Genomic DNA, 25,274 nt, shown 5'->3' on the forward strand with positions numbered 1-25,274 from the left:
ACTATGGAAGAAAGCAAAGCAAAACCTTTAAAAATGATTAAGAATTATCAGAAAAAATTAAAAAATCTTACAAAAGAGGAAAAGGAAGTAGTTAGAAAACTCTTTGAAAGAGGCAGAATAACTGGATTTCTCACATATGACGAAATAGCAGATTCTCTTGAAAAAATTCCACTTTCAATAAAGAGACTTGATGAATTTTACACTCTTCTTACACGAGCAAACGTTCTATTTTGCAGCAGCAAAAATATAACAAAAGTAAGGGGATGTTTAACTTCAGCACGAGAATCATTAGTGCACGCTGAAATATCCGAGCTTAAAAATCCGATCCAATCATATCTTGCAAATATTGGCGCAATAGATTTACTCACAGCAGAAAAAGAACAAGAATTGGGAAAACGCGTAATTGAAGGAGACATACAAGCAAAAAAGGAACTTACCGAGGCAAACTTACGACTTGTAGTAAGTATTGCAAAAAGATACACAGGACATGGATTGTCGTTTCTTGACCTGGTACAAGAAGGAAACTTAGGACTGATTCGTGCTGTAGAGAAGTTTGATTACAGCAAAGGTTATAGGTTCTCCACATATGCTACCTGGTGGATAAGACAGGCAATTACAAGAGCCTTAGCAGATCAATCAAGATTAATCCGGGTACCGGTACATATGGTAGAAAGTATAAATAGAATTGAAAGAGCCTCAAAAGAATTAATGCAAGAACTAGGGCGCGAGCCTTCATACAAAGAAATTTCAGAAAGAACAGAAATACCCGAAAAGAAAATCAACAAATACCTGCGCCTTGCACAACAACCGCTGTCCCTGGAAATGCCAGTAGGAGATGAAGAAGAAAGTAGATTAGAAAATTTTATCTCAGATAATCGCAATCTTACACCTGAAGGTGAGACCTTTAACAAATACTATAACAACCAACTGACTAAAGTGATGGAAAAGCTCACTGAAAGAGAAAGAGAAATACTCAAACTCCGTGCAGGGCTTGACAAAGAGTACCCGCACACACTAGAAGAAGTAGGTACAATTTTTGGAGTAACACGAGAAAGAATACGACAAATTGAAGCAAAAGCAAAAAGAAAACTCACAAAAGCGCTAAAAGAACTCGAGAAAACAGAAGTAAAAATTGAATAATCACAATAAACATGCTCTACTTAATGAAACACGCCCAACCAGCACCAGTAATTCCATTTTATCCATTTTCTCGTTTAATATAAAGATTCATGCCTTGGATTATCAAATAAAATTCTAATTTGCTAACATCGTTCATACAGAGTAACTTGCTAGTCTAAAAATACATTAAGGTTAATATATTTTCACACCAAAAAATATCAAATATACATCCAACCTTTGCTTGTAAGTTTTGTTAAACAATTTATAATTAAAAAATAAACAATTACTAGGAGGCAAATAATGGCTGAATTTCATCTAAAATGCGAAAAAAGAGATATAAGTGAATATATCATACTGGTTGGTAATCCGCAAAGGGCAAATAAAATATCCAGCCTTCTCGAAAATCCTATCCTTGTAAGTGAAAATAGAGGGCTTTTAGTACACACCGGTGTTTATAAAGGGGAGAGGATTACCGTTGCAACAACAGGGATGGGAGCACCTTCTACCGCTATCGTGTTAGAAGAGCTTGCCAACCTCGGAGGAAAAGTTTTTATAAGAGTTGGCTCTGCTGGTGGTATCAATCCAAATTTAGATGTCGGAGATGTAGTCATTGCAACAGGAAGCATTAGAGACGATGGTACGTCTCCGATGTATCTTCGATCAAGTTTTCCAGCAGTTCCTAACTTTGACGTCCTCCAAGTAATGATCGCAACAGGAAAGAGAATAAAAGAAAACATAGAATATGGCGTAGTAATCGCCGAAGACGCATTTTACATCCCATACTCAAGAGAAGAAATGGATTGCTTTGTAAAATCTGGCGTGAAAGCAATTGAAATGGAAAGTGGTTGCGTATTTATTGTTTCACAGTATAGAAATGTAAAAGCCGGAGCAATATTTGCCCTTGATGGTAATGTTGCATTAAATAAAATAAAACCGGAAGGCGCAGAAGAAGTTTATAAAAAGGGAGAGGAGGTTGCAATTCAAATTGGCCTTGAATCGCTTTATACTCTTTCGAAAAACAACATAAAATGAAAATAAATAAGGAGATTTTAGACGCAATAAATACGGGGAAACCAATTGTTGCACTTGAGTCGACGATCATTGCCCAGGGAATGCCATATCCCAAAAACATCCAAATTGCCCTTGCAGTTGAAGAAGAAGTGCAAAAAATTGGCGCAATACCAGCAACTATCGGTATTATCAACGGAAAAATTATCATTGGTATGACCCAAGAAGAAATTCATCACCTTGGGCACGCTGAAAACGTACTAAAACTTTCTACCCGCGAAATTCCATTTTGCATAGCAGAAAAAAGGGATGGAGCTACAACTGTTTCTGCTACATCCTATATTGCAGAGCTCGTCGGAATCAGAGTTTTCGCAACTGGTGGTATTGGTGGAGTTCATAGGAATGCAGAACATTCCTTTGATATTTCACGGGATCTGGACGAACTTGCAGCAAGAAATATTATTGTTGTTTCTGCGGGAGCAAAATCAATACTCGACCTTGCAAAAACCCTGGAATACCTTGAAACCAAGGGCGTACTCGTTATGGGATTTAAAACTAACGAATTTCCTGCATTTTATACAAGAAAATCAGAATTAACCATACCACAAGTAAATTCAGCCAAAGAAATTGCAAATGTTTATAATACTAAAATTTCATTAGGTATTTTTTCGTCAATTCTTGTTGCCAATCCAATACCACAGGAATATGAGATCCCTAAAGCAAAAGTTGACCAGTGGATTGACATCGCTGTTTCAGAATCACAGAAAAAGGGAATAAAAGGGAAAAAAGTAACACCATTTCTTCTATCTCGCATAGTTGAGCTTAGCAAGGGAGAAGCTCTTGATGCTAATTTTGAACTTGTAAAAAACAATGCAAGAGTTGCAGCAGAAATTGCTAAAGCTCTCCATGACAACTAATGGACTGGACAAAAGATTATTTTGATGAATTTTATCTTCGTTATTTTCTTCAAACTCAAAAAGAAGAAATAACAAAAAAACAGGTAAATTTTGTCACAAAATTTTTCAATACAGGAAACTATCTGCTCGACGCTGGCTGCGGCATTGGTAGACACGCACTTTTACTGGAAGAAAAGGGTTTTAAAGTATTAGGGATAGATAGCTCTCCTCTATATATAAAATTAGCAACAGCTGAAGCAAAAAAAAGAGGCCTCAAAAATGTTCAATTTGTACAGCAGGACATAAGAAAACTCTTCCTGCGCCATAAATTTGATGGAATATTGAGCCTGTGGTCTTCATTTGGATATTTTGACGACGGCACAAACTTTAACATTTTGAAGAGGTTCTATAATTCATTAAAGAAAGACGGCAAAGTCATCGTTGACATTGAAAATAGAGATTACATTCTAAAACATTTTGTCCACGAAACTTTCAAAGAAAAAGAAGATATTTTCATCTTAGAAAGAAGACATTATCTCCCTCTTACCTCAATTGTCACGACTCACCGTTTCGTTATCGGAAAGGATTTAAGAAAAGAATATCTGCGAAACATCCGCATATATTCCGCAGCAGAGATGATCAATTTGTACCGAATTATTGGGTTTAAAAATATCAAAGTTTTTGGAGATTATACAGATAAAAAATTTTCAGAAGATTCAAAACGAATCATAATCTGCGGCGAAAAAAATTGACTCACGATAAAAAATTGCTAAAATATGACCAAAGCTGTAATATATAAATAGGAGGGTTATTAGGTAATGTTGGTCACAACACTCGAAGGATATGCGCTAAAAGCACTAATTTATCTTGCAGAAAAAAAGAATAAAAGGGCAACAATCAGGGAAATTTCAAAAGAAAATAATATCTCTTTTTCATATATTCTGAGAATATGTTCAATGCTTCGCAGTAATGGCTTATTGGACAGTGTGAGGGGGAGAAGTGGAGGATATATCCTCACACGCGATCCAGCAGATATTTCTCTGTACGAAATAATACAAGCTGTTGGAAGAGAAACAGTAGAGATAAAGTGCAATTATGGGAAAAGAAAAGACATACCATGTATAACAACGGACTGCCTTGCTCTACTCCCATGGGAAAAAACAAAATCAAAAGTTGATAAGTTATTTAAAAGTATCACACTAAAAATTTTAATGGAGGGTAAAAGATAAAGATGCCATTACAACAAACTCAAGTTATCAATGTATTAAAAACAACATTCATTCCCGGATTAAAAAAATTACTTCTTAGCTTCGGGACACTGCAAAAAATAGATATTCGTGGAGATGAAGTCCTGATCTCCATTGTAATTCCTGAAATTCCTGCTGGAGATGTTAATACACTTAAAAATACGATTACAAAAAGATTGAAGGATATAGGTGCAAAAAAGGTAGGATTAACTGTTTCATTTAAAGTAGAACAAAAAATAAAAGACATTATTGCCATAGCATCAGGTAAAGGTGGCGTTGGTAAATCAACTGTAAGCACAAATATTGCTATAGCGCTTGCAAAATTAGGCAAAAAAGTTGGCGTGCTTGATGCAGATATACACGGTCCAAACCTACCTATTATGTTTGGCATCCATGAAAAACCTTTTGTTAACGAAAACAAAAGAATTATTCCACTTGAGAGATACGGAGTTAAAGTAATATCCATCGGCTTCTTGGTTGAAAGCTCTACACCCGTCATATGGAGAGGCCCTCTTGTAACAAAAGCCATAGAGCAACTATACAATGATGTAGAATGGGGAGAACTAGACTATCTCCTTATAGACCTCCCGCCTGGAACAGGAGATGCTGCACTTACCGTTGCACAAAGTTTACAACTTAAATACGGCATAATAATCACCACACCTCAAGATGTTTCAATTGCTGACGCATCAAAAGCATTGAAAATGTTTAAGAAAATGAACATACTTGTATTAGGCGTTATAGAAAATATGTCTTACTTTATTTGCCCGAAATGCGGTGAAAAAACTGCAATATTCGGACACGGCGGTGGTGAGAGGATGAGCTTAGAAAACGAAGTGCCACTTCTCGACAAAATTCCATTAGACACAAGAATAAGAGAAAGTGGAGATAACGGTATGCCAACTGTTGCATTGAGTGAAGAAACAGAAACTAAACGCATCTTCATGGATATAGCAAAGAAACTTATAAAAAACACTCAAAAAGATTAAAATGAAAAAAATTATCATCTGGATACTTGTAGTAATGTTAGTGCTTGGCTTTGTATATGTAGCAAATAATATCTTAATAAAATATACAGAAAGCCAAACAAAGTTCTCCTATCAATACATTCCGGATGTACCTTTTTTGCTTGAATTTAATCAAGAATCCGAACAACTTGCAAAAGAATGCTACAATGCCCCTATTTTCACTTCTGATATAAGTAATTTTAGCAACAGTTATTTAATGATCTTTGATGATGATTCTCAGCTTGTTATATCCAAAATAGAAAACAGCGTAAGGTGGGAACTAGACAAAATAGCCATAATACTAAAATACAAAGAAGCATTTGAAATAAACCGGACATGGAAAAGAGGTTTCCCTATTCTACAAGCAAATAAAGCAAACAAAAAATATTTCATTTCAGGATGGAAAAACAATTTATTTATTGCTCAAAATTCTGATGCACTGAACTACATGTTCGATAGCATAACTCAAAAGGAAAAGTTATTGTCAGATAATCCATTATTTAAGAAATTATGGGATGAAGACAGTAACTGTACCACTTTTGCCACAGAGCCGAAATGTCTTTTCGTTGAGGACATTCTAAGTATACCTTTCTATAGTTTTAATTACCCACTAAGTTTTACAATAGAAAACGGAACAATAAACATCCGCTCAATCGCTGACAACACCACAAAAAAGCTTTCGGTGCCAATTTATAGCTTTGAAAACGCATTGATAGAAGTTGCACTACCAGAGGCCGTAAACATCAAGGAAAAACTTATCGAAAGCAGGCTGTCTACCATTCTGGCAGAAAAAAATGGAATCTTAATTGAACAGTATTCTTTTTTCTTCTCAGATAAATCAGCGGAATTTATTCTTCATAACAATGATGGATTTTCTTTCATTCTTTCATCGAATAGTCTTGAAAATAAAAAATATGAAAATGAAATAAAAATACATCTTCCTAAGGCCCAAATTATAGAAAAAAAATTAGGTAATTACACACTCCGCGAATATAAAGATAATCATGCCAGTATCTATACTTTGGACCTTCCAAACCTGTTTATAATCTCTACGGAAGAAGAAATCTTTGAAGAGATTATTTCAAGCAACAACAATCTCAAAAACAAATCTGCGTATATAAAAGTAAAAAATGAGTTCAACGATCTAATCGCTCTCTATCATCTTAACTTAAATAAAGTTGTATTCCCTGATAATTTCACTCAATGCACTTTAATTCAAAAAGATGCTACCCAGGAAATTGTAGAAACTGAAATAAAATTTAAGTAATTACAAAATAACAAGAATAAAGCATTGTCTGTATAATTATTTTTTATCTATTGACAAAAAGTATATATGTACTAAAATCAATTTAATCAAAAATAATTGAAGGAAAAGGCAAAGAGTGAAACATAGGAAAAAATGCACAAACTTAGGGCTTAAATCAGGCAATATTTTATTGGCCGGACTCCTATTTTTATTGATAGATAAGCCAACCTACGGATATATACTTGTAGACAAGCTGAAAGATATTGGAATAAATCCTTCTTTTGTACCATACAGTATTGTTTACAGGTTACTGCATGGTATGGAAATAGAAGGGTTTGTTACATCAAAGTGGGATGTAGAAGTAGCCGGACCATCAAAAAGAGTCTATTCTATAACAGATGAGGGTATCCAATATTTGAAAGAATGGATGGTTGAAACACGCAAAAATGTAAAAGTAATAGAAAACCTAATTAAAAAAATAGCGAAGGTTGTAAATGAGTAAAAAAGTCATCTTAATTTTATTTAAGGAGGTATTACAATGAAAATTTGTTTTACTGCAGATGAATCAAATGATTTAGAGAGTGTGCTCAGTTATCACTTTGGACACTGTCCTTACTATGTTATCGTTGATGTCGACGGGAATGTAGTAGAAAATGTAAGATCTATACGCAATCCAATGGTAAATGAGCACAATCCCGGAGACTTACCTGCGTTTATGAAAGAACAAGGAATTAATGTAATTATTACGGGTGGTATGGGATCTAAAGCGCAGCAGTATTTTGAAGGTTATGAAATTAAACCAGTTACAGGTGCTCATGGAAGAGTAAAAGATGTACTGGAAGAATATCTGCACGGTAAAGTAAGTTATGGAGCTGCTAAAGCAGTAGAACCTTGTGAGCATAAAAAAGAAGAAAATGATAAAGTAGAACAACTAAAAAAGGAAGTTGCAGCTTTAAGAGAACAATTAGCCGAATTAAAATCTACTCTAAAAGGAGTCGAAGAAAAACTAAAATAAATGAACATTTTGGGCACCATAATTTATAGTATTATCGTTATTGCAAGCTATATATACGCTGTCAACAAAAGTAAAAGTAGCACGAAAAAGGCTTTCAAGAAGGGGTGGCTGCAATTATTAAAGCGGCTTCCCCTTATTACTGCCATTTTCCTTCTTATCAGTTTGTTTGATGTATTTGTACCAAAAAATATAGTTGCTGCTGCCATCGGGAGAGGCAAAGGTTTTTTTTCAATTCTGCTTTCTGCTCTTTTCGGAACAATTATTGCAGGCCCTGTTTCATCTTCATATCCTCTTGGTGCAGTACTACTTAAAAAGGGTACGACAATTGCTGTTACTGCTGTATTCTTGAATTCCTGGGTAATGGTGGGATTCGTAACAATACCATTTGAAATCTCCATATTTGGAAAACGTTTCACCTTCGCAAGAAATACACTTGCATTTCTTGGCGCACTTATTATTGGAATATTAACAGGATTAATTCTTACGGGAAGTGCGTTATGAAAATACTAAAAAAATACTTATTTGAAGTTTTGGTTACAATAACCTATATTGTATTGCTCTTTCTATTTCCCCAGAAGACTTTTATTGCTTTTAAAGAAGGAATACTTCTCCTGATTAAAATGATTCCTATTTTTATTTGTGTAATGTTTTTTTCTTCCTTCATTGCAGTATTTCTCTCACCAAAGACAATACAGCGTTATATGGGAAAAGAGACGGGATTCAAGGGGGTTGTGCTGGGTGCAATTTTGGGCACTTTTATTGTCGGCCCACTCTGGGTACTCTTTCCCCTGTTTAATACATTTTTAAAAAAGGGAGCACGTCTCGCAGTAGTTGGTGCTATGATAGGTACATTTGCAATAAAAACTCCCTGGATTCCTTATGCTGCAAGCTTTCTTGGATGGCCTTTCATTACAGTAACTGTTGTACTAACACTGAGTTATGGTATATTGGAAGGCATTCTAATAGAAAAAATACTCAAATCTATATAACATTAAGTTAAGTAAAAGTATTTTTTTAAGCTTTTCTTAATACGCACATCCATTACCAATTTGTTTTTCTTCATCTTTCACAAACAACTGAAAAAGGGAAGGCAATTTTTTTCTATGATTGTATCGCTGTGAGCATAATAAAGCAGTTTCTCTTTTAATAACGAGAATGTAACAAATAACAATATCTCATAAGCAAAACCTATATCTTGGGGCTAACTCCCTGGAAAAAATAATCCCTGGCTTAATGCCAGGGATTATTTTTTGTTTATTCTAATATTTTATTACGGTTTGCCTTTATCTTTACTGTTTCCGTTGCTTTCATTGTGATTATTCTCTTGCTGTTTATTTTTCTTGGTTGCAGTAATTTTTTCTACACTTACAGGTTCGCCTTCTTCTTGTTTTGTTCCAATAATTTCAACACTGTCACCTTCATTTATATCGCTAAGTTCTGCTCTCCCATTTGAAATAATAAGCGTATCTTCGGAAACTTTAAAAAGTATATCACAATCAACAATACTGAGTGTGCCATCCTCCGGATTAATAACGCTTACTTCTCCTTTAAATCTTTCCTTCTTGGCATTTGATTTCTCAGTGTTGTTTGCTTCATTATTTTCTTCTTCATTATTACCGTTTTCCGGTTTTGCAAGAATAACAATTGAAGTTACATAATATTTATCATTGCTCTTTCGTATGTGTATTTGCACAGTATCGCCAACAACTAATACTGAAGGATCCGTTCTCCCTTCTCCTTTTTTCTGGATCTTTGTATTTTCGTCTACAAAAATTCCACCTTCAAAATCACTTATTGTTAAAATATTGCCATCAAAAGAAACAATATCGCTCCTTAATTCAAACTCTTTTGTTTCTTGTTCTGTTCCCTTACTTTCCTTCAAGTTAGTAAAAACAAGAATTGACTTAGCTTCAAAAACATCCTCCATTTTTGATGCCTTTACCAGCACCTCATTCCTAATCGAGAGATCCTCTACGTTAACAGATTTTCCTTTGCATTTAATAATGGTTTCTTCTGTCAGTAAAATTTTTGTCTCATTCACAGTAATTGTATTTCCATCTATTGCATTTAAAATTCCTTTTATAACAACAAATTTTAACTGATTTTGATTCTCTCTCTTCTTCTCTTTCCTGTTTTCTTCTCCTTCGCCATTACCCTCCTCTTCGCTGGTAACATCTTGAGCTTGTTCCATTGTATTTTTTATATTATTTACAGAAATGTTAAGCTCAGACAAAATTTTCCCCCACCCTATTTTTTCATTTCTCATCTCAATAATTTCGTTGACTGACACTTCAGATTCTTTAAGCAACGCAACAATAATGATGCTGTCAACAGGGGAAAGATCTTGATTCTCTAACTCCTCAATTATCCGACCCTCAGTGCTAAGAGAACCTTTGAAAGAATTTGCCGACCGCTCTAAACTAAGCCCCGCAATAACCTGCGGGAGTGTACCGCTCTTACCAAAAACAGGTGCAACCGAACTAACCACAAGAAAAGCTGCAATAGCTACGCTAACAAGCCCTAATAAAAATTTCCTGTGATGAATCGATCGTTCCTTCTTTTCAATCATTCCTAACAACCTCCCCTCCATGTTTCCATTTAATTTGAGTCCGTTTTTAAAATCGTTCAATATATCTTTTAATTTATCATCAGATTTCTTCACTGATAATCACCTCCTTTAATTTTTTCCTCGCTCTAAAAAGCCTTGACTTAACACTTCCCTCTTTTTCGTTGACAAGCACACTAATTTCTTTAACAGGTGTGTTGCCTAAATAATGAAGCACTAGAACAATACGATCTTTCTCGTCTAGTTTTTTAAGCGCTTCTTGTACCAACTCTTTAGTTCCCTCATCCTTTGAAAAAGAAGTTTCTTTTATTGCCACTTTTCTCTTCTGTCTCTTCTGTCTCATCTGCTTAAAAGCATAATTTATTGCAATTCTTTTCATATATGCCAGAATGGATTCCTCGGGATTTATTCTTTTTCTAACTACATAAAGCTTAAGATATGTATTTTGAACAACATCCTCGGTATCTTCGTTTGACAAAAGATAAGCATAAACAACACTATAAACATATCTAACGGTTAATCGATAAAACTCCGTAAAAGCATCTTTATCTCCACTCTTAATTTGTAGAACAAGCATTTTTAACTTATCTTCCATCTTCCACTCCTATAAATTATATCCTTTACTCGGCAAAAAGGTTTCATTAATATAATTTATTATATTAATTTTTTTGATACATCCTAAAATAAATAGAGGCTAAACATCTGTTTCCATTGATTTTTTTAATATATTCTCTATAATATTATTTAAAAAGTAAAGTATTAACCTATACAATAATGAAAAAATTGGAGGTAGTATATGACTAATGTTTCTATCGCGATAGCACTGTTTGCTGGGATTTTATCTTTTGTTTCACCATGTGTCCTGCCGCTTATCCCTGCATATGTTTCTTACATATCAGGAGTATCGCTGCAGGAAATACAATCCGGAACTGCATCAACAAAAAGAATTACAATCAGTGCAATTTTATTTGTTTTGGGTTTTTCAACAGTTTTCATTGCTCTTGGCGCATCTGCCACTACTCTTGGTAAACTGTTAGCAACAAATATGAGGACGTTTCGCATTATTGCGGGTAGTATCATCATCTTATTCGGCTTGCACATTATTGGCATCCTCAAGTTAAAATTCTTAAATTACGAGAAAAAAATGCAAATAAAAAGCAAAAAAACTTCCCTGATAGGAGCATATCTAATGGGATTCGCCTTTGCATTTGGCTGGACACCATGTGTTGGTCCTATCCTGGGGGCAATACTTGCAGAAACAAGCACATACACCACTATGAGCAAAGGAATTATCCTGCTCTCGTTCTATTCACTCGGACTGGGTATTCCCTTTATTCTCACAGCAATTGCTATTAATAAGTTCTTTTTCTTATTTAAAAGAATCAAAAAATATTTTCATACCATTGAAATTATATCTGGACTACTACTCATTACTCTTGGTCTCTTGCTTATTTTTGGAAATAGCATACACTTTTAGTGTATGAGCAAACTAAGACAAGCCCGAATAGAATCGGCAATAAAAAGAGAAGTTTCAAAATATTTACTTGAATTGGATGACTCGAGATTGAGAGGTATTACTATCACATATGTCGATCTCTCCAGCGATCTTCATTATGCAAAAATTTATTTCACTGCAATCAACAACGAAGATAGAAGCCAGGAAATTTTAGATACTCTCTCGCATGCCTCAAAAAGAATACAAAAGGATATAGCTCATAGACTAAAATCTATGAGACACGTCCCACTTATTTCGTTTCATTTTGACCTCTCAATACAAAAAGGAGACGAAGTGATCAATATACTCAATAAGATTAAAGAAGAACTACAAAATAAGGAAGAACAAAATAATGAAAAACCACCAACTAATTGAAATCGGCAATGTGTTAAAAAAATATAGCAGTTTTGCATTATTCAGTCATGCAAATGCTGATGGCGATGCATTCGGCTCTATACTCGGTCTTGGTATGTCATTAAAACTCCTTGGCAAAAAAGTTTCTTATTTTCTGCCTGAGCCAGTACCAAAGGCGTACGCATTCCTTAAGGACTACGATTTAATTAATGCGACCCATTTAAATCATAATGATGTTGGCATACTATTAGATTCATCGGATATAGGAAGAATAGATCAGCTCGGCGATCATTTTAAATCTTTTAAGGTAACAGTAAATATTGATCACCATGAAACGAATGATTACTTTGCAACCTACAACTATATGGACAAGAATGCCCCCTCTACTACATGCATTATATTAAAACTCATAGAGGACATGCAGCTTCCGCTGAATTCAGATATAAGTAATGCTCTTTATGTAGGCCTCCTTACAGATACAGGCTCATTTCATTATGCCAATACAACAATAAACGCTTTTTTAACTGCAACAAAACTCGTTAAATATGGTGCAGATCCTTCATCCATGGCAAAAAAGATCTTCGAAGAAGAAACATTAGCACACCTCAAGCTCATTGGCGTTGCACTTGGACGGATGAGCTTAAGAAACAAAATAGTATTTTCATATGTCACTTATGCCGATATGAAATCTCTAAACGCATCAGAAGAAGATGCGGAAGGCATTATAAACCTGGTTAGAAAATATAAAGATGCAGATGTCGCTATTCTTTTCAAAGAAGTCGGTAATAAAGTAATAAGAGTAAGTTTGAGAAGCAAGCGAAAAAATATCAATGTACAAGATATTGCAGTTTTATTCAATGGAGGCGGACATGCAGCAGCATCAGGCTGCACACTGCACGGAGATTTGCACGAAGCAATGGAGCAATTGCTCTCGAAAGCAGAAATTCTGATAAAAGATGCCGCTAAAAACAAATAATATTCTGCTGTTTTCTGTAAATAAAATCAAATTTATTGGATTTCCCTCAAAAAAGGCAGAAAAAACCAGATTATATTAATCACCTTCAGTTGGAATTGCGCAAATGAAACAATAAATCGAGAGGAGGAAAAATGGAAAAAAATAAAATATTCGGCATTATCGTTTTTATACTAATAATTTTTGTAGTATTATTTTCAATATTTAAAAGCAATACTCCTACTCCTTCTGTCTCACATAATCTTGTGCGAACAGGCGATAATATCTCGCTCATTAAAATTGAAGGAACAATAGGGACAAGCACTCTTGGCCAACAAGGGATATCACCAGATAACATAAAAGAGTTGCTTAATAAGGCAAAATCAGATGCTTCCAGGGCATTAATCATCCAAATAGATAGTCCCGGAGGTGCAGTAGAGCCAACACAAGAAATCTATAATAATATACAGCAGTTTAAAAAAGAAACAGGAAAAAAAGTATATATATCGATGAGAAGCGAAGCAGCATCTGGTGGGTATTACATCGCATGCGCCGGAGATAAAATCATTGCTATGCCAACAACTTTAACAGGAAGCATTGGTGTAATTATGAGACTTACAAACTATCAAGGATTACTGGAAAAAATTGGATTGAAAGAAACTGTAATAAAGAGTGGCACATATAAAGATATAGGTTCGCCTACAAGAGATATTACAGAGGAAGAACAAAAAATGCTACAAGAAATTATTGATGAAACATACACCCAATTCCTTGATACGGTTTTAAAAGCAAGAAATATTCCTTTGGATGATCTTAAAAATATAGCCCGGGGACAAATATACACCGGGATACAGGCCCAAAGATTAGGCCTTGTAGATGATCTTGGAAATCTACAGGATACAATTGAAATCGTTAAAAAAGATTTGAATATTCAGGGAACGCCAATTATTATTATCCATGAAAAAAAACAAAGTATCTTATCCTTATTAAATTTTAAAAGTAATATTCCCGAACTTAATTTACTTAACAATCTTAAACCTGTAAAACTCGAATATATTATGATACCATAGGAGGTAGATAGATGAATACAATGTTTGAATTAATCTGGTTAACAATAACGCATCCAAAAGAAGCGTTTAAGCGCATAAGAGAGAAAAAACCATTATATGCCGCATTAATATTTCTCCTTATCTATGGTTTAGTCTCAATAGTTGCTGGCTACATTGCAGGTAAAAACAATCTTAATCTGCTCCCACAAATAGCTGACAGTGAAATTGCTCCATACATTGGTGAGTTTTCAAAGAACTTAAACAACCTTATTAGCGCATACTTTTCCTCCATGTTCTTTTTTGCTTTTGGGCTCATTACCCCGTACTTAACCACTTTTATTTCAACTGCAATTTACGATTTAATTGCTCAGTTCTTTGTAAAAAAAGGGGCTGGCATTACGTTATTTATTGCATGGAGCTTCGCTGCCATACCAATGCTTGTATATAAAGTACTTAATCTTACTACTCTTGCTCTCTTTAGTTATAGTTTGCCAATATACATCGAGCTAATTTTTATTATATGGAGTCTGTATATGTATATAACAGCAATTAAAGAAACGTATGAAATAAACACAGGATTATCTATCGGCGTCTACTTAACCCCGGTTATAGTAATTTTTGTGTTGCTTGCAATATACATGGCTCTACTATTTCCTTTAATTAGCAAATATTTACTATCAATGGCCCCGGGAATTATTTAATTTTGAAAAATTTCTTAAAGGACCTAAACAGCAAACAAAGAGAAGCTGTTCTCTTCAACGACAGCTCGTTGCTTATATTTGCAGGGGCAGGTTCAGGAAAAACCAAAGTAATCACCTACAAGATAGCATACCTCGTAGAATCCCTTTTAGTTCCTTCGTCACGCATTCTTGCAGTAACCTTTACAAACAAAGCGGCAAATGAAATGAAAGAAAGAGTGGAGAGTCTCATAGGAGAACACATTAAAGGTCTTTGGATAGGCACATTTCACTCTATGTGTGTAAGAATATTGCGAAAAGAGATTCATCTACTTGGATATGACAAGGATTTCACGATTCTTGATCAAGATGATTCTACCCGTGTAATAAAAAAAGCAATGCAACAATTAGATATAAGCACGGAATACTTTAACGCTAAAAAAATAGGCCAATACATTTCAACTGCAAAAAGAAGGCTTATGGACAGTAATGAATTTAGAGAAAACGCAAAAGAATACATAGAAAAAATAGTTTTATCAATTTATAAAGAATATGAAAAAATTCTCAAAGAAAGCAATGCATTAGACTTTGACGACCTTATTATGCTCACGGTGAAACTACTTAAAAATCATAAAGATGTTGCATATTATTATAAAGACAAATTTAAATACATTCTCGTCGATGAATATCAAGATATCAATAGATCGCAATACGAACTATTAAAAATTCTTGCAGAAAAACATAAAAAAATTATAGCAGTAGGAGACGATGACCAAAGTATCTATTCATTCAGAGGCGCAAATACTGAATTTTTACTATCATTTCAAGAAAATTTTCCTAACGTAAAAACAATAAAGTTAGAAAGAAATTATCGCTCGCCGCAAGAGATATTAAATGTTGCAAACGAACTTATCACACATAATAGGAAAAGAAGCGAAAAAAAACTTTACACCAAAAAAAAGGTGCCAGATGCAGTAAGTTTTTACGAAGCGGCAAACGGGACAGATGAAGCAAGATTTATCATTAAAAAAATCAAAGACCTCCACGGGGATAAAGGAAAACAGTTTAGCGATTTTGCAATACTGTACCGAATGAATTCCCAATCAAGATTATTTGAAGAGCGCCTTTTAGAAGAAGGTATTCCATACCAGATTATCGGAGGTACAAGGTTCTACGGAAGAGAAGAAATAAAAGATATAATTGCATATCTCGCTGTTCTAAACAATCCTTATGATGATATAAACCTTCGAAGAATAATTAATGTGCCTCACAGAAAAATTGGCAAAGCAACAATGAATAAAATAGAAGCAATCAAAAACAAGCAAGGTAGCACATTATATAAAGCCGTACATTATATAATAGAAAATGAAGAATTATCTCCTATAACAAAGAAGCTCCGAGAATTTTATCAATTGATGGAAGACTTGAAAGAAAATAGCAATAAATTATCTTTAAGACAACTCGTAGAAGAAATTCTATCAAGAACAGGATACATTCCATATTTGTTAAAAAAAGGGATAGAAGGAGAAAATAAGGTAGAAAACGTAAAGGAATTTATCAGTGTAATAAAAGAATTCTCAGAAATTTCAGAGGATGATTCCCTTCCATCCTTTCTGGCCCATCTTTCACTCATCACAGATATCGATAGTGCCCAGGGTGATAATCGTGTGATGCTGATGACCTTACATAGTGCAAAAGGCCTTGAATTTCCTGTAGTATTTTTGGCAGGTATGGAAGAAGGTTATTTACCGCATTACCGGTCAATGGAATTCGACCACACGATAGAAGAAGAACGAAGACTTTGCTACGTCGGAATAACAAGAGCCCAGGAAAAGTTGTACTTAACTTACGCATACAGAAGAAACAGATATGGGACACAATCTCCAGTAGTAGCATCACGTTTTCTTTCGGAAATACCAAAAGAAACAGTTTCGGAAGCAAAAGAAGAGCATAAAGAAACAAAACTTGCAGAAGGGGAAAAAGTACTACATAGAATCTGGGGAGTTGGAAAAGTCCTTGAAGTACATCTCGATAACTCTGACATACCTTATGCCATAATTGATTTTATAAAAATAGGTAAAAAGAAATTGGATTTAAGATATGCGCCAATAGAAAGGCTTACAAAATGAAAAAGGTAAATTACTGTTTTGTGTGCAGCAAAACCAACCCAAAAGGATTGCATATAACATTTGAGAGAATTGAAAATATGACTCTCGCAAAATTTGTGCTAGAAAAAGAATATGAAGGATATCCTGGCATCGTTCATGGAGGAATTCTTGCTGCGATTCTCGATGATGCAATGGGCAATATAAAGTATCTTGAAGAGTATATAGCATATACTGTAGAAATGAGCACAAGATATATAAATCCATCATTTATAGGAGAAGAACTGCAAGTAAGAGCATGGCTTGAAAGCGCTCAGCACAAAATCGTCAAAACGATTGGGGATATCAGAGATAAAAAAGGTATTATAAAAGTACGAGCAAAAGCCAAATATTATATCAAAGAAAAAATTGAAGAGCACCAATAAAGTTTTGAACCTGAGACTTCTTATTGTATAATAAAAAGATAAGGAGAGAGAAAAATGGAAGATTTAAATAAAAAAATTAATGAAATGGAAAACCAGTATCAAAAGATTATCGAGAAAATTCCGGGATTTGCAGGTTATTTTACCAGAGAAAAACGAAGAACTGCAGATAAATTGCTACGTCAATATCTTGCAGACAGGCTAAGAAAAACGAAAGATGAACTGCTATCCAAAGGGAATACGTTACTGAAGAACAATGAATTTAATGCACTGGAGGAACTAAATGAATTGATTAAAAATTTCCAATTCATTGTCGATAAGATAGAATATGCGCCACAGGGATACTCGGGATTTTTTGGCTCCATAAAAGCTGATACAAAAATGCTTGATAAACTTTATGCAGTTGATGCCTCACTCCTATCCCTTATAGAGGAATCAGAAAAAATTGTAGCAAACGAAACAAAAACAGTAAAAGAAATTATAAGCAATATGAAAAACAACCTCAAGGATTTCAAAACCTTCTTAAACGAAAGACTCGAAATCCTTTCAGGTATAAAATAAGGAGGTGGATATGTTTTTAGAAATTATACAATGGTTTGATAAAACCGGCACGGAAATTATACACAGAATCCCAGAACAGGGATCTGCCGACATAAAAATGGGCGCACAACTCATCGTAAGAGAAACAGAAAGTGCAATCTTTTTCAGAGACGGAAAAGCAATGGATGTTTTCGGACCGGGAAGGCATATACTTTCCACGCAAAACTTGCCCGTCATTACAAGGCTTCTTTCTCTGCCATACGGCTTCAAAAGCCCATTTCAATCCGAAGTTATCTTTGTTGATAGAAAAGTATTTCCCAACTTAAAATGGGGAACAAGCCAGCCAATTCTTTTTAGAGACAAAGAACTCGGAGCAGTGAGACTTCGCGCATTTGGAATTTTCAGTGCAAGAATTATTGACCCATATCTATTTACGAATACAATTGTCGGAACACAAGACATATACACAACCGGGCAACTCCAGGAATTCTACAGATCTATCATTCTCTCACGGTTTACAGATACATTAGGCGAATCTCTCACTTCTATCTTTGATTTGCCACGAGTATATGATGAACTGAGTGGAGCTGCAAAATCACGCATTGTAACTGATTTTAACAAGTATGGAATAGAACTTGTTGATTTTTACGTTTCATCCGTTACAGTTCCTGAAGAAATCCAAAAAGTTATCGATGAAAAGACCGGAATGAATGCAATTGGAAATATGAACCAATATCTACAGTTTAAGGCAGCTAAAGCAATTGAAGAAGCAGCAAAAAATCCTACTCCGGGCGGAACAGCTGCAGCTGGAGCCGGGCTTGGCATGGGAATGGGAATGGGAATGATCATTCCCGGAATGATGCAACAAGCAATGAGCACCGAAAAAGAAAAAGAGCAACTAATGATTAAATGTCCCAACTGTGATGCTATCATTCCGGCAGATTCAAAATTCTGTCCTAAATGTGGATACAAACTTGCTGTAGATACACCTAAAACGATTGAATGCCCCAACTGTCATAAACAAATTCCTGCCGACTCACTATTCTGCTCTTACTGTGGACACAAAATTGCAAAAGGAGAAAAGAAAAAAGAATAAATGTTTCTCTGGATTGTCATTGCCGTATGGTTTACCTGCGGTATTATAAGTAATATAATTGCAAAAGAAGAAAACCTTTCTTCGGGATATCGTTTTCTGCTTTTTTTAGAAGGCTTTATTGGATTATCTTTTTTACTTATTTTTAAGGACAAGAAAAATGAAAAAAAATAAAAAATACATCATCATCTTGATCTTTACTTTATTTATAATCTCATTTCTTATACCTATGGAAAATGCTTTTGCATCTTACCACTACAAAGAATGGAACGATGAAATAACCCTGAGCAAAGATGGCACAATAAATGTTACTGAAAACCTGTCAATATATTTTGGTTCGCACGATGGCGGGACAGCCTACCATTGGTTCGAAAGATGGATTGATCTTAATCAGATTCAAAATATCACAGATGTGGAAGTCTTTGAGAATGTTAACGGAACACTTATCCCTTACGAAAGGAGCAGCAACGGAACACTAGAAACATTCAGCGTAAGAACAAAGAATAACAGCTTTTATATAAAATTAAACTACGAGGCAAAAAACACAGTAAAACACTTTGTGATAAAATACCAAATATTAGGAGCTACCAAATTAGGCACTGTTGCATTTTATGAAGATGATGCCTCGTTCAACTACATCGCAATACCCTCAAAGAATGAAGTATCAATTGATAAAGCAATTGTTACAGTTCATATCCCCGACGGTGCACTAAAAGAAGAAATAAAAGCCTGGGGAGCAGGATTGCCAATAGGTAGTGGGAATGTAACCATAGTAAATGGAAATGAAATTACATTGACAGGTTCAGAACTTGCACCGGGAGAATTTATAGAGTTCTATATCGCATTTCCAAGGGGACTGGTGGAAGAACCTCCAGGAATTACTATCTATCCGGGAAGCGCGAGAGATAAAGCACAACAGCAAGCAGAAGCTGCTACAAGAGAAGCAAAAATAGCAGGTTTAAAAACTTTACTCGGTTTTTTACTTTTCATCATCATTGTATTATGGATATTCCTCACCTGGTACAAAAAAGGAAAAGATATCATTTTGCCTAAATACGCAGAATACATAAAGGATCCTCCATCAGATCTTCCACCTGCCGTTGTAGGTGCATTGTTAAAACAAGGAGCGACACTAAAAGAAGTAATTGCAACTATATTAGACCTTGCAGATAGAGAGTACATAAAAATTGAAGAAGTAAATGAGGTTTTTAGGAAAAATGATTATATCTACAAACGTACAGATAAAGATACCTCCACTCTTAATGCCTATGAACAAACGTTGATGAGATATGTATTTGAAGAGCTAAACTCCATCCACTTATCTGATTTGAAGTATGAATTTTCGAAATATCTCCATAAAATATATAGCAAAATCAACCGGGAACTAGTATCAAATGAATTTTATGAAGGCGGTAGCCCTGCAAAAGTAAAAGGAAAATACATTGGAATAGCCATATTTATGATAATACTTGGATCAATCTTTCTCTTTGCGATCGGGACTTCGCTTGGCGTAAGATTCCTTGCATGGCCTCTCATTCCTGGAGGTATTATTGTGCTATTCTTCGCGCCTGCCATGCCAAGAAAATCGATGAAGGGGGCAAAAGAACGAATGAAATGGCTTGCCTTCAAAAAATATCTTGAAGGCCTCGTTAAATATAAAAAGGCAGAAGAAGCACAGAACCTTTTCTCACAATACCTTCCATTTGCGGTTGTGTTTGATATAGATAAACATTGGATAAAAGAATTTTCAAGAGCAAATACCCCTGCACCAGTCTGGTATATTCCATATCATAGAGCTGGATATGGTTATTCAAATACAGGAGGACTCTCTTCGGCAAAAGGGTTTGGTGGCACAAGTAACAATATTGCAAATAGTATGAAAGGGTTTTCCCTTGATTCGATATCACATGGTCTTAATTCATTATTAAATAGTTCTGCGACAGTATTTACCGCTTCAAAATCTTCTTCCGGTGGAGGTGGCGGATTCTCCGGAGGTGGTGGTTTTGGCGGCGGCGGTGGAGGAGGTTCCTCGGCAGGATAGGATAAGGAGCAGATATGAGCAAAAAAAAGAAAAAATCTATCATTCGAACTACGTTTAAAATCATTCTCTTACTTATTGTGGCGATAATACTTGCCGGAGGCATTTTTGCTGTTACATACATAAACAGGTGCGCAAAAGATCTACCTAACATATCAAGATTAACGTACAACCCAGAGCAATCATCTCAAATTTTTGACTACGAAGGAGAACACATAACAAATGTTTATGCTTTTGAAAATAGGATTTACACACCACTAAACAAAATTTCTGATGTTGCAAAAAAAGCTGTTATCGCTGAAGAAGACGAAAGATTCTATCAGCATGGCGCGTTAGATTACAAAGGCATAGCAAGGGCTTTCTGGACAAACCTTAAATACAAAATGATAGTCGAAGGAGGAAGCACGATCACCCAGCAGCTTGCAAGGAGTTTGTTTCTCACAATGGAGCAAACACCAGAAAGAAAAATTAAAGAAGCTCTGCTTGCAATTGAGCTTGAAAAGAAATTTACAAAGGATCAAATATTAGAAATGTATCTAAATGAAGTGTATTTCGGTGCAAGAGCAAATGGAATTGAATCAGCAGCTGAAACATATTTTGGCAAACATGCAATCGAATTAAATCTGGCCGAATCTGCAATGCTTGCAGGAATACTAAAAGCACCTTCTGAAATTAATCCATTCATTAACCTGGAAGCAGCAAAAGAAACACAAAAGATTGTACTCCAAAAAATGTTAAAAAATGGCTACATCACAGAAGAAGAATTAAAAGAAGCAGAAGAACTTGAATTGCATTATGTAGAAGAAACAAGAGTAAACGATAATATGGGGTATGTTATTGATTATGTAAAAGAAGAAGTGGCAAAGAAATTTGGAGAAACAATGCTCTACTCAGGCGGATTAAAAATATATACCACAATTCGCCCGGAATTACAGCTTGCCGGAAGTAAAGCAATTAATAAAGTTCTTACAAAAGCAGAAGATGATGGCATTTTTCCAAAAGACACAAGAAATTCGAAAGATGCTATTCAACCACAAGCTGCTCTTACCGCTTTAGACACAAAAACCGGAGCAATACTTGCAATGGTTGGAGGAAGAGATTATGATAATACGAAGTTTAACAGGTCGACTGCATTAAAACAACCGGGTTCATCATTTAAAATTTTTGACTATACTGCCGCCATTTCATCTGGTTCTATTACCCCTTCTTCCATACTTCTTTCAGCTCCGTACAAAGTCGACGATTGGGAACCACACGAATGGATAGGAGAAGATAAATACTTTGGCGATATGACAGTAAATCAGGCACTAGCGAAATCATCAAACATATGCGCAACAAAAACATCCCTGAGAGTTGGATTGGACAGAGTGGTATACTTTGCACGGAAATATGGGATTACTACTCCATTAAAACCATATCCATCTGTTGCGATTGGAAGCTTTGAGGTAAAACAATTGGAAATGGCTGCCGCCTATGCAACTCTTGGTAATTCTGGCATTTATCACACTCCTTACATTATCGAAAGAATTGTTTCTCCCGGTGGGCAAATATTATACGAACATCAAGATCTTTCATATAGAGCAGTATCTCAAGAAACAGCATATCTTATGAATAAAATCTTTACCTACGTGATGTCTACAGAGGTTAATGCAAAGATTAAGGGATTGCCGTCAGCGGCAAAAACAGGAAGCACTGATAACTGGACTGACGCATGGTTTGACGGATACACACCCAATATTTCAGTTAGCGTAGTGGTTGGTCCAGACTCTCAGGAAATAACTTTCCCAAACGTACTTAATGCAGGAAATCGGTTTCCAGCAATGATATGGCGTGAATTTATGCTAACAGCAATGAATCAATTTCCAAAAGATAATTTTACAAAACCTGATTCAGGGATTACCACAAGACTTGTCTACAAAGATACAGGATATATGGCAAATTTGGATACTGCAGACAAGGACACTCTGTATTACAGCTTTTTAGAAAATGTAGTTCCCCATGAAGACATACGGGCCAGGGGTTTTACAACAGTACTTATATGTAAGGATTCAGGGCTACTTGCACCTCCAAACTGCCCGGAAGAATTAACGGAACAACGTACATATATAAAGGGTATGGAACCTACAGAAATAGATCCAAGAAAGTTTGAAGAAACTGAACCGCCCAAATGGCAAAATCTACAATTTGATTTTACAAGTGATAAAGATGTATACGAAATAGGTGATTATATAGAAATGAAGGCAACCGTCAGTAATGTAGAAGACCTTACAGACCTAAAGGTAACGTTCTTTATGTACGATTTTCCGCTCGCTACCCTTAACCCACCAACAGAAGGAAATACCTATACCTTTAAGCTTATCGCAAACATTAAAGGAGATGCCACGATACGCGCAGTACTAAAAGATAAAGAAGGAACTACTATTGCATCGGAAGAAAAAGATATTATCATAGAAGATAAAAAACCCTGATGAGAGGTGATATATGTTAGACCCGGATGTTATAAGAACAAAAACAGATTTCGTTAAAGAAAGCATCGCGAAAAAAGGAGCAGATGTATCTATTATAGATAAGTTTCTAAAAGTAGATAATAAAAGGAAAAAGTTAGTAAAAGAGGTTGATGCCCTGAGACATGACAGAAAAGTACTCTCAGAAGAAATAAGAAAAAAGATTGCAGCAAAAGAAAGCACAGAAGAAATTAAAGAAAAAGTAAGAAAAATGGGAAGCGATATTAAAGAAAAAGATAAAATTCTTACCGACTTAAACAAACAGTTTACAGATCTATCACTGCGTATCCCTAACATTCCTCATCACTCTGTCCCGTATGGAAAAGATGAAACAGAAAACACAGTAATCAAAAGATGGGGAGAAATAAGAGATTTTGACTTTGAGCCAAAACCGCACTGGGAAACTGCTGAAAATTTAGGTATCATCGATTTTCAAAGAGGGGTAAAAATTTCAGGTACAAGATTTTACACACTAAAAGGAATGGGAGCAAAGCTTGAAAGAGCTCTTATCTCCTGGATGATTGACCTACATGTTGAAAAACACGGATACAAAGAGGTCTTTCCGCCATTTCTTGTAAACCGTACCTCAATGACGGGTACAGGACAATTGCCCAAGTTCGAAGATGATCTGTACCATTGTGAAAAAGATGATTTATTCCTTAACCCTACAGCGGAAGTACCCCTTACAAATATTCATAGGGATGAAATACTAAACGAAGAAGACCTTCCCATTAAGTATGTGGCATATGCAGCATCGTTTAGAAGAGAAGCAGGTGCTGCCGGCAAAGATACAAGAGGCATTATAAGAGTGCATCAATTCAATAAAGTGGAAATGGTTATGTTTGTCAAACCGGAAGAATCTTATAGCTACCTTGAAAAGCTCATTGATAATGCGGAAGATGTCTTACGGCTTTTAAATATACCTCATCAACTAAAGAAAATGTGTACCGGGGACCTTGGATTTGCAGCAGCGATAAAGTTTGATCCGGAAGCTTACTTCCCATCACAAGACAAATATGTAGAAATCTCTTCTTGCAGTAACTTTGAAAGCTTCCAGGCAAGACGTGCAAACATTCGCTTCCGCACAAAGAAAGGCAAACTAAAATATGTGCATACTTTAAACGGCTCAGGACTTGCCATCAGCAGGACAATGGCAGCCATATTGGACAACTATCAACAAAAAGACGGCACCGTGCTTATACCAAAAGTATTGCAAAAATACACAGGAACTGATAGAATAACCCCAGAAATTTAATACAGCAATGGAGGGGTGGCCGAGCGGTTGATGGTACCGCACTTGAAATGCGGCAAGTGATGAGCTTCGGAGGTTCGAATCCTCTCCCCTCCGCCAATGCATAGGATTAAAAAGATTATTTTGGAAATTTAATATAATATTTTAATTGTATTTTATCATTCCTAAAACAAAACTGTCATTTCAAGACCTGCCATTTTATTGTTTATCGAGTGATTCACACAAAACATTGCAATGCTCTTGATCTTTCTCTTTTATGTTCTTCTTTGTCATTCTGCTCTTTTCCTTGGCATGCATTACGCCAAGTCTGAAGTGAAGAATCTCTCTTTTAGTCTTTTTTCTTTGTCATTCCGTTTTTCCCTGTCATTGCGAGCCTGCGTAAGCAGGTGAAGCAATCTCCTCCTTAACAACGAAACAATTGTTTTATAAAAACAAAAATTTAAAGAAATATTACTATGGGACTGCCGCGGCAACAAGTTGCCTCGCAGTGACAGGGAGAGTCATTCTGATGGAGCGCAGCGACAGAAGAATCCCGTTTTCTCTTTTTTTCTTTGTCATTCTGAACTTGTTTCAGAATCTCTCAAAACAAATTTGGAAATATTTTGTAAAGGGATAGAATAGAGAAGAAAGAAGACAGGAGGCGAAAATGATAAGCAGTGATTCTCATTTTTTTACGAACAAAGAAGGAG

Annotated in this window: 26 protein-coding genes and 1 tRNA gene; 25 read left to right on the forward strand and 2 right to left on the reverse strand. The window is 35.4% G+C overall.

Annotated elements, in window-relative coordinates; translation table 11 throughout:
- Window positions 1-3: 3 nt before the first annotated feature.
- The 11 genes from U9Q18_02155 to U9Q18_02205 all read left to right on the forward strand — a co-directional run bounded on the left by U9Q18_02155 (window position 4) and on the right by U9Q18_02205 (window position 8,527).
- Complete coding sequence (locus tag U9Q18_02155) at window positions 4-1,140, forward strand: sigma-70 family RNA polymerase sigma factor (GenBank protein ID MEA3313162.1); 1,137 nt, start codon at window positions 4-6, stop codon at window positions 1,138-1,140.
- Window positions 1,141-1,419: 279 nt separating this feature from the next.
- Complete coding sequence (locus U9Q18_02160; GenBank protein ID MEA3313163.1) at window positions 1,420-2,151, forward strand: nucleoside phosphorylase; 732 nt, start codon at window positions 1,420-1,422, stop codon at window positions 2,149-2,151.
- Window positions 2,148-3,044 carry a pseudouridine-5'-phosphate glycosidase gene (locus tag U9Q18_02165; protein ID MEA3313164.1) on the forward strand — a complete coding sequence of 299 codons (897 nt, stop codon included), beginning with the start codon at window positions 2,148-2,150 and terminating at the stop codon, window positions 3,042-3,044. The genes U9Q18_02160 and U9Q18_02165 overlap by 4 nt, the downstream gene beginning before the upstream one ends.
- Window positions 3,044-3,775 (forward strand): class I SAM-dependent methyltransferase, encoded by a 732-nt coding sequence (locus U9Q18_02170; GenBank protein ID MEA3313165.1) that lies wholly within the window; start codon window positions 3,044-3,046, stop codon window positions 3,773-3,775. The genes U9Q18_02165 and U9Q18_02170 overlap by 1 nt, the downstream gene beginning before the upstream one ends.
- A gap of 66 nt (window positions 3,776-3,841) precedes the next feature.
- Window positions 3,842-4,252 carry an Rrf2 family transcriptional regulator gene (locus U9Q18_02175; protein MEA3313166.1) on the forward strand — a complete coding sequence of 137 codons (411 nt, stop codon included), beginning with the start codon at window positions 3,842-3,844 and terminating at the stop codon, window positions 4,250-4,252.
- Window positions 4,253-4,254: 2 nt separating this feature from the next.
- A complete protein-coding gene (locus U9Q18_02180) occupies window positions 4,255-5,259 on the forward strand; it encodes an Mrp/NBP35 family ATP-binding protein (protein MEA3313167.1) in 1,005 nt (334 codons plus the stop codon).
- 1 nt (window position 5,260) lies between these two features.
- A complete protein-coding gene (locus U9Q18_02185; protein ID MEA3313168.1) occupies window positions 5,261-6,544 on the forward strand; it encodes a hypothetical protein in 1,284 nt (427 codons plus the stop codon).
- 115 nt (window positions 6,545-6,659) lie between these two features.
- Window positions 6,660-7,025 carry a helix-turn-helix transcriptional regulator gene (locus tag U9Q18_02190; protein ID MEA3313169.1) on the forward strand — a complete coding sequence of 122 codons (366 nt, stop codon included), beginning with the start codon at window positions 6,660-6,662 and terminating at the stop codon, window positions 7,023-7,025.
- 36 nt (window positions 7,026-7,061) lie between these two features.
- Window positions 7,062-7,538, forward strand: a complete 477-nt coding sequence (locus U9Q18_02195) for a NifB/NifX family molybdenum-iron cluster-binding protein (protein MEA3313170.1) — start codon at window positions 7,062-7,064, stop codon at window positions 7,536-7,538.
- Complete coding sequence (locus U9Q18_02200) at window positions 7,539-8,039, forward strand: permease (GenBank protein ID MEA3313171.1); 501 nt, start codon at window positions 7,539-7,541, stop codon at window positions 8,037-8,039.
- Window positions 8,036-8,527: a permease gene (locus U9Q18_02205; GenBank protein ID MEA3313172.1), complete on the forward strand. Its 492-nt coding sequence runs from the start codon at window positions 8,036-8,038 to the stop codon at window positions 8,525-8,527. Before U9Q18_02200 ends, U9Q18_02205 begins: the two co-directional genes overlap by 4 nt.
- A 281-nt stretch (window positions 8,528-8,808) precedes the next feature.
- Here U9Q18_02205 and U9Q18_02210 read toward each other — a convergent pair whose 3' ends face one another.
- Both U9Q18_02210 and U9Q18_02215 read right to left on the reverse strand, forming a co-directional pair.
- Complete coding sequence (locus U9Q18_02210; protein MEA3313173.1) at window positions 8,809-10,200, reverse strand: DUF5666 domain-containing protein; 1,392 nt, start codon at window positions 10,198-10,200, stop codon at window positions 8,809-8,811.
- Entirely contained in the window at window positions 10,187-10,699 is a 513-nt protein-coding gene (locus U9Q18_02215) for an RNA polymerase sigma factor (protein MEA3313174.1), read from the reverse strand. The genes U9Q18_02210 and U9Q18_02215 overlap by 14 nt, the downstream gene beginning before the upstream one ends.
- 201 nt (window positions 10,700-10,900) lie before the next feature.
- Between U9Q18_02215 and U9Q18_02220 the strand changes: the two genes are divergently transcribed.
- From U9Q18_02220 to U9Q18_02285, 14 genes are all read left to right on the forward strand, one after another.
- Window positions 10,901-11,581 (forward strand): cytochrome c biogenesis protein CcdA, encoded by a 681-nt coding sequence (locus tag U9Q18_02220; protein MEA3313175.1) that lies wholly within the window; start codon window positions 10,901-10,903, stop codon window positions 11,579-11,581.
- Between the two features lie 3 nt (window positions 11,582-11,584).
- Window positions 11,585-11,974 carry a 30S ribosome-binding factor RbfA gene (rbfA, locus tag U9Q18_02225; protein MEA3313176.1) on the forward strand — a complete coding sequence of 130 codons (390 nt, stop codon included), beginning with the start codon at window positions 11,585-11,587 and terminating at the stop codon, window positions 11,972-11,974.
- Complete coding sequence (locus tag U9Q18_02230; GenBank protein ID MEA3313177.1) at window positions 11,952-12,929, forward strand: bifunctional oligoribonuclease/PAP phosphatase NrnA; 978 nt, start codon at window positions 11,952-11,954, stop codon at window positions 12,927-12,929. Before rbfA ends, U9Q18_02230 begins: the two co-directional genes overlap by 23 nt.
- Window positions 12,930-13,060: 131 nt before the next feature.
- Entirely contained in the window at window positions 13,061-13,975 is a 915-nt protein-coding gene (gene sppA, locus U9Q18_02235) for a signal peptide peptidase SppA (protein MEA3313178.1), read from the forward strand.
- A gap of 11 nt (window positions 13,976-13,986) precedes the next feature.
- The gene (locus U9Q18_02240; GenBank protein ID MEA3313179.1) at window positions 13,987-14,655 is read left to right on the forward strand and encodes a YIP1 family protein; all 669 of its coding nucleotides are present in this window, start codon (window positions 13,987-13,989) and stop codon (window positions 14,653-14,655) included.
- A 2-nt stretch (window positions 14,656-14,657) separates the two neighbouring features.
- On the forward strand, window positions 14,658-16,760 hold the full coding sequence (locus U9Q18_02245) for a UvrD-helicase domain-containing protein (GenBank protein MEA3313180.1): 2,103 nt from the start codon (window positions 14,658-14,660) through the stop codon (window positions 16,758-16,760).
- Complete coding sequence (locus tag U9Q18_02250) at window positions 16,757-17,161, forward strand: PaaI family thioesterase (protein ID MEA3313181.1); 405 nt, start codon at window positions 16,757-16,759, stop codon at window positions 17,159-17,161. Before U9Q18_02245 ends, U9Q18_02250 begins: the two co-directional genes overlap by 4 nt.
- Window positions 17,162-17,215: 54 nt before the next feature.
- Entirely contained in the window at window positions 17,216-17,719 is a 504-nt protein-coding gene (locus U9Q18_02255) for a hypothetical protein (GenBank protein MEA3313182.1), read from the forward strand.
- A 10-nt stretch (window positions 17,720-17,729) separates the two neighbouring features.
- On the forward strand, window positions 17,730-18,794 hold the full coding sequence (locus U9Q18_02260) for an SPFH domain-containing protein (GenBank protein ID MEA3313183.1): 1,065 nt from the start codon (window positions 17,730-17,732) through the stop codon (window positions 18,792-18,794).
- Window positions 18,795-18,965, forward strand: a complete 171-nt coding sequence (locus U9Q18_02265) for a hypothetical protein (GenBank protein MEA3313184.1) — start codon at window positions 18,795-18,797, stop codon at window positions 18,963-18,965.
- Window positions 18,952-20,832: a DUF2207 domain-containing protein gene (locus tag U9Q18_02270; GenBank protein ID MEA3313185.1), complete on the forward strand. Its 1,881-nt coding sequence runs from the start codon at window positions 18,952-18,954 to the stop codon at window positions 20,830-20,832. Before U9Q18_02265 ends, U9Q18_02270 begins: the two co-directional genes overlap by 14 nt.
- Window positions 20,833-20,846: 14 nt before the next feature.
- Window positions 20,847-23,297, forward strand: coding sequence for a PBP1A family penicillin-binding protein (locus U9Q18_02275; GenBank protein MEA3313186.1), 2,451 nt, complete (start codon window positions 20,847-20,849; stop codon window positions 23,295-23,297).
- A gap of 13 nt (window positions 23,298-23,310) precedes the next feature.
- Window positions 23,311-24,588: a serine--tRNA ligase gene (gene serS / locus U9Q18_02280; protein ID MEA3313187.1), complete on the forward strand. Its 1,278-nt coding sequence runs from the start codon at window positions 23,311-23,313 to the stop codon at window positions 24,586-24,588.
- 9 nt (window positions 24,589-24,597) lie between these two features.
- Window positions 24,598-24,684, forward strand: a tRNA-Ser gene (locus U9Q18_02285).
- Window positions 24,685-25,274: the final 590 nt, after the last annotated feature.

Source organism: Caldisericota bacterium (assembly GCA_034717215.1).
Classification (GTDB): domain Bacteria; phylum Caldisericota; class Caldisericia; order Caldisericales; family Caldisericaceae; genus UBA646.

What these genes read in the sequence shown, in the direction of transcription:
- U9Q18_02155 (MEA3313162.1), top strand. Translation starts at nt 4, where the DNA reads ATGGAAGAAAGCAAAGCAAAACCTTTAAAAATGATTAAGAATTATCAG.
- U9Q18_02160 (MEA3313163.1), top strand. Translation starts at nt 1,420, where the DNA reads ATGGCTGAATTTCATCTAAAATGCGAAAAAAGAGATATAAGTGAATAT.
- U9Q18_02165 (MEA3313164.1), top strand. Translation starts at nt 2,148, where the DNA reads ATGAAAATAAATAAGGAGATTTTAGACGCAATAAATACGGGGAAACCA.
- U9Q18_02170 (MEA3313165.1), top strand. Translation starts at nt 3,044, where the DNA reads ATGGACTGGACAAAAGATTATTTTGATGAATTTTATCTTCGTTATTTT.
- U9Q18_02175 (MEA3313166.1), top strand. Translation starts at nt 3,842, where the DNA reads ATGTTGGTCACAACACTCGAAGGATATGCGCTAAAAGCACTAATTTAT.
- U9Q18_02180 (MEA3313167.1), top strand. Translation starts at nt 4,255, where the DNA reads ATGCCATTACAACAAACTCAAGTTATCAATGTATTAAAAACAACATTC.
- U9Q18_02185 (MEA3313168.1), top strand. Translation starts at nt 5,261, where the DNA reads ATGAAAAAAATTATCATCTGGATACTTGTAGTAATGTTAGTGCTTGGC.
- U9Q18_02195 (MEA3313170.1), top strand. Translation starts at nt 7,062, where the DNA reads ATGAAAATTTGTTTTACTGCAGATGAATCAAATGATTTAGAGAGTGTG.
- U9Q18_02200 (MEA3313171.1), top strand. Translation starts at nt 7,539, where the DNA reads ATGAACATTTTGGGCACCATAATTTATAGTATTATCGTTATTGCAAGC.
- U9Q18_02205 (MEA3313172.1), top strand. Translation starts at nt 8,036, where the DNA reads ATGAAAATACTAAAAAAATACTTATTTGAAGTTTTGGTTACAATAACC.
- U9Q18_02215 (MEA3313174.1), bottom strand. Translation starts at nt 10,699, where the DNA reads ATGGAAGATAAGTTAAAAATGCTTGTTCTACAAATTAAGAGTGGAGAT.
- U9Q18_02220 (MEA3313175.1), top strand. Translation starts at nt 10,901, where the DNA reads ATGACTAATGTTTCTATCGCGATAGCACTGTTTGCTGGGATTTTATCT.
- rbfA (MEA3313176.1), top strand. Translation starts at nt 11,585, where the DNA reads ATGAGCAAACTAAGACAAGCCCGAATAGAATCGGCAATAAAAAGAGAA.
- U9Q18_02230 (MEA3313177.1), top strand. Translation starts at nt 11,952, where the DNA reads ATGAAAAACCACCAACTAATTGAAATCGGCAATGTGTTAAAAAAATAT.
- sppA (MEA3313178.1), top strand. Translation starts at nt 13,061, where the DNA reads ATGGAAAAAAATAAAATATTCGGCATTATCGTTTTTATACTAATAATT.
- U9Q18_02240 (MEA3313179.1), top strand. Translation starts at nt 13,987, where the DNA reads ATGAATACAATGTTTGAATTAATCTGGTTAACAATAACGCATCCAAAA.
- U9Q18_02250 (MEA3313181.1), top strand. Translation starts at nt 16,757, where the DNA reads ATGAAAAAGGTAAATTACTGTTTTGTGTGCAGCAAAACCAACCCAAAA.
- U9Q18_02255 (MEA3313182.1), top strand. Translation starts at nt 17,216, where the DNA reads ATGGAAGATTTAAATAAAAAAATTAATGAAATGGAAAACCAGTATCAA.
- U9Q18_02260 (MEA3313183.1), top strand. Translation starts at nt 17,730, where the DNA reads ATGTTTTTAGAAATTATACAATGGTTTGATAAAACCGGCACGGAAATT.
- U9Q18_02265 (MEA3313184.1), top strand. Translation starts at nt 18,795, where the DNA reads ATGTTTCTCTGGATTGTCATTGCCGTATGGTTTACCTGCGGTATTATA.
- U9Q18_02270 (MEA3313185.1), top strand. Translation starts at nt 18,952, where the DNA reads ATGAAAAAAAATAAAAAATACATCATCATCTTGATCTTTACTTTATTT.
- U9Q18_02275 (MEA3313186.1), top strand. Translation starts at nt 20,847, where the DNA reads ATGAGCAAAAAAAAGAAAAAATCTATCATTCGAACTACGTTTAAAATC.
- serS (MEA3313187.1), top strand. Translation starts at nt 23,311, where the DNA reads ATGTTAGACCCGGATGTTATAAGAACAAAAACAGATTTCGTTAAAGAA.